The sequence below is a fragment of the Rhodothermales bacterium genome (assembly GCA_034439735.1).
Classification (GTDB): Bacteria; Bacteroidota; Rhodothermia; order Rhodothermales; family JAHQVL01; genus JAWKNW01.
The window spans coordinates 1-3,276 of sequence record JAWXAX010000246.1 but is presented as its reverse complement, the minus strand read 5'-3'; the positions used below and the strand labels follow the sequence as shown (position 1 = coordinate 3,276).

3 protein-coding genes are annotated in these 3,276 nt (G+C 61.9%); 2 read left to right on the top strand and 1 reads right to left on the bottom strand.

Annotation, left to right across the window (positions count from 1 at the left end; translation table 11 throughout):
* On the top strand, positions 1 to 1,167 hold a 1,167-nt coding region (gene sdhA / locus SH809_17750), incomplete at its 5' end, for a succinate dehydrogenase (quinone) flavoprotein subunit (protein MDZ4701561.1).
* Between the two features lie 45 nt (positions 1,168 to 1,212).
* On the top strand, positions 1,213 to 1,953 hold the full coding sequence (locus SH809_17745) for a succinate dehydrogenase/fumarate reductase iron-sulfur subunit (protein ID MDZ4701560.1): 741 nt from the start codon (positions 1,213 to 1,215) through the stop codon (positions 1,951 to 1,953).
* 21 nt (positions 1,954 to 1,974) lie between these two features.
* On the opposite strand, the gene SH809_17740 is transcribed toward SH809_17745, so the two are convergent.
* Positions 1,975 to 3,084 carry a GvpL/GvpF family gas vesicle protein gene (locus SH809_17740; protein ID MDZ4701559.1) on the bottom strand — a complete coding sequence of 370 codons (1,110 nt, stop codon included), beginning with the start codon at positions 3,082 to 3,084 and terminating at the stop codon, positions 1,975 to 1,977.
* Between the last annotated feature and the right edge of the window lie 192 nt (positions 3,085 to 3,276).

Below are 3,276 nucleotides of genomic sequence, written 5' to 3'. Positions count from 1 at the left end.
TGGCGCTGTTATAAACGCGGGGCGTTGTTCGCCAACCCGTGTTTCACGCAAATCCACCCGACCTGTATCCCCGTTTCGGGCGACTACCAGTCCAAGCTCACGCTCATGAGCGAGAGCCTCCGGAACGACGGCCGCGTCTGGGTGCCTAAAAACGTAGGCGACAAACGCGCGCCCCTCCAGATCCCCGAAGAGGATCGCGACTATTACCTCGAGAAAAAGTACCCGAGCTTCGGCAACCTGGTACCGCGCGACGTTGCGTCGCGCAATGCCAAGCAGGTATGCGACGAGGGCCGCGGCGTGGGTACGACTCAGTTATCGGTCTACCTCGACTTCCGCGACGCGATCAAACGCCTCGGCCGGGACACCATCGCCGCGCGGTACGGCAACCTGTTTGAGATGTACGAACGCATCACCGACGAGAACCCCTACGATGTTCCGATGCGCATCTACCCCGCCGTCCACTATACGATGGGCGGCCTGTGGGTCGATTATAACCTGATGACGACCGTTCCGGGCCTATTCGCACTGGGTGAGTGTAATTTCTCGGACCACGGCGCGAACCGCCTTGGAGCGAGCGCGCTCATGCAGGGGCTGGCGGACGGGTACTTCATCATCCCCTACACGCTCGGGCAATATTTAGCCGGCACGGCCGCCGGCGGCAGCACCAGCGACGCCGCGTTCGCCGAGGCCGAATCCTCCTCCACCGAAACCATTGATCGCCTCTTCAGCGGCCGTAAGAAACGGACGGTCCTCGAGTTCCACCGTGACTTGGGCCGAATCGTATGGGATAATGTGGGCATGAGCCGCACGCGGGAAGGCCTCACACGCGCCGTCGACGAGATCGCCGCGTTGCGCGCCTCCTTCTGGGACGATGTCACGCTGCCCGGACGCCAGGATTCGCTAAACAAGAATCTGGAATTCGCCGGCCGGGTGGCCGATTTCATGGAGTTGGGCGAACTCATGGCCCGCGATGCCCTCCAGCGTGAGGAATCGTGCGGCGGCCACTTCCGCGAAGAGTATCAGACACCGGAAGGCGAAGCGCTGCGCAACGACGACGACTTTGCGTACGCCGCGGCCTGGCAGCATCAGGCCGGCGGGCCGGCCTTGCTCCACAAAGAAAATCTTGCCTTCGAGAACGTTTCGCTCTCGCAACGCAGCTACAAGTAACCTCCAGATCCGATTCTACGCGTACCCGATAGCCAATAGACCGTTATGCGCATACAACTCAACGTTTGGCGGCAGGCAGGGCCCACCGTGGCCGGCCAATTCGAAACCTACAGCCTGGACGATGTTAGCCAGGACATGTCGTTTCTGGAGATGTTCGATCTGCTGAACGAGACGTTGATCAAGGAGGGCAAGGAGCCGGTCGAGTTCGACCACGACTGCCGCGAGGGGATCTGTGGATCATGTAATATGATGATCAATGGCCAGGCGCACGGTCCGCGCGCACGAACGGCAACCTGCCAGCTCCACATGCGCGAATTCAAGAACGGCGACACGATCGATGTCGAGCCCTGGCGCGCTGACGCATTCCCGGTCATACGCGACCTTGTCGTGGACCGCTCGGCGCTCGATCGCATCATCGAGGCCGGCGGATACGTGTCGATCAACACGGGCAGCGCCCCGGATGCCAACACGATCCCCGTCGAGAAAGACAAGGCGGAGGCGGCGTTCGACTTTGCGGCATGTATAGGCTGCGGCGCCTGTGTGGCGGCCTGCCCTAATGCCTCGGCATCGCTATTTGTGGGCGCCAAAGTGGCCCACCTTGCGCTGCTGCCCCAGGGCGAGCCCGAGCGCAAGCGACGCGTGCTCCACATGGTGGGCCAGATGGAAAAGGAGGGCTTCGGCGACTGTTCGAACCACGGGGAGTGTGAAGCCGTGTGTCCGAAGGGCATCTCGATCGCCGGCATCGCCTTGATGCGCCGCGAGTACATGAAAGCTCTGATAGGTTAACCGAGTACCAGCCGACGACGATCAGGTGGTCAGGATCGCCTGCGCGGGAGCGGGCCGTGCGAGGGATCGCGAGGGGTTCCCCGCATCCTGGAAATGGGCAGCCGGCTGCGGGCCGGCAAGCACAAAATCGAACCCGAGCGACGCGTACGATTTCTGAAGTTGTCGTACCTGCCGGGCGAAGCTGTCGGTGTGTTCGGGGTTGACGAGGTACGCGGCGTTAAAGATGAGCCGCTGCCCCTGCGGCGAGCGTTCAGCCACCACGGGTAAAATGGCCGTTCCATCTGTGTAGCCGGTCAACGCGCCATTGCTATGGCGGATACAGGCCCGACACACCGCGCGGGTTTCTTCCGCGACGACCCGCTCCAATTCGGTTCGAAGCCTGCGGGCCTCGTCCGGCGGCTTACCCGTCATTTCCGCCTGTAGCGCCCGCACCCGGTTGCTCGCCTTCTCGGTCAGCAACCGCAGCCTCCGTTCATTACACAGCACCTGGAGTTCCCATTCCATCCTCCCCTCGATTACACCGAGGGTAAGCATGAAGTCCTCATAGTGCTCCTTCAAGAACGCCTTGAGGCTTTCGAGGGAGTCGCAGATCGTACAGACACGCATCGGCACGATAGCGCCCTGGGATTGCACCGCCGCCAGAACACGGTTATGCTTTTCGACAGTCCCTCGAAACCACGCCTGATCGTTCAGATTGAGTTGGAGGGACTTTTCACCGAACTCATCCAGCGAGACCTTGCTGATCAGCGCCTGTGCTTTTCCAAATGGGTAACGGTAGATCGGGTAGGTGGGATCTACGCCCCGTTCAGCCAGCCAGAGATCCGGCGTATAGAGGGTGACGGCGTAGATATAATATCCGATGGCAGCCGGCTGGGCAACCCGTGGCGCGGGGGCGGCGACAGCCAGGGACGACGCCACTACCGGATAGGCGGGGTGTTTCGTTGGGGGTGGTGGCGGCGCAGACCCCTCCATCTCCCCAAGCGCACGCTCGAGAATAGAGTCCAGCAAATGCTCTTTGAGCAGCTGCTTGGTTTCCTGGAGGCTTTTATCCGGGTAGGCAATAGGAGCAGGCGCCTCCGGTCGAACCCGCAAGTAGTGGCTCAACGAAGGACCCAGCAGCCAACGGTGCATCCCGGCAGAAGTTGATGCCACGGCCTAGCCTCTTCCTGAAAAAATGCGTGTCGAGCGGACGTCACGCCGCGTCGGTGTGGCGCCGCTGTCGCAGGTACGTAGCACATGGCAACGAACTCCATCCGGCCGCACGACAGAGCCCCGCACGACAGAGCCCCGCACGACAGAGCCCCGCACGACAGAGCCCCGCAC

Coding starts and splice junctions, on each gene's coding strand:
- SH809_17740 (MDZ4701559.1), bottom strand. CDS start 3,084: ATGCACCGTTGGCTGCTGGGTCCTTCGTTGAGCCACTACTTGCGGGTT.
- SH809_17745 (MDZ4701560.1), top strand. CDS start 1,213: ATGCGCATACAACTCAACGTTTGGCGGCAGGCAGGGCCCACCGTGGCC.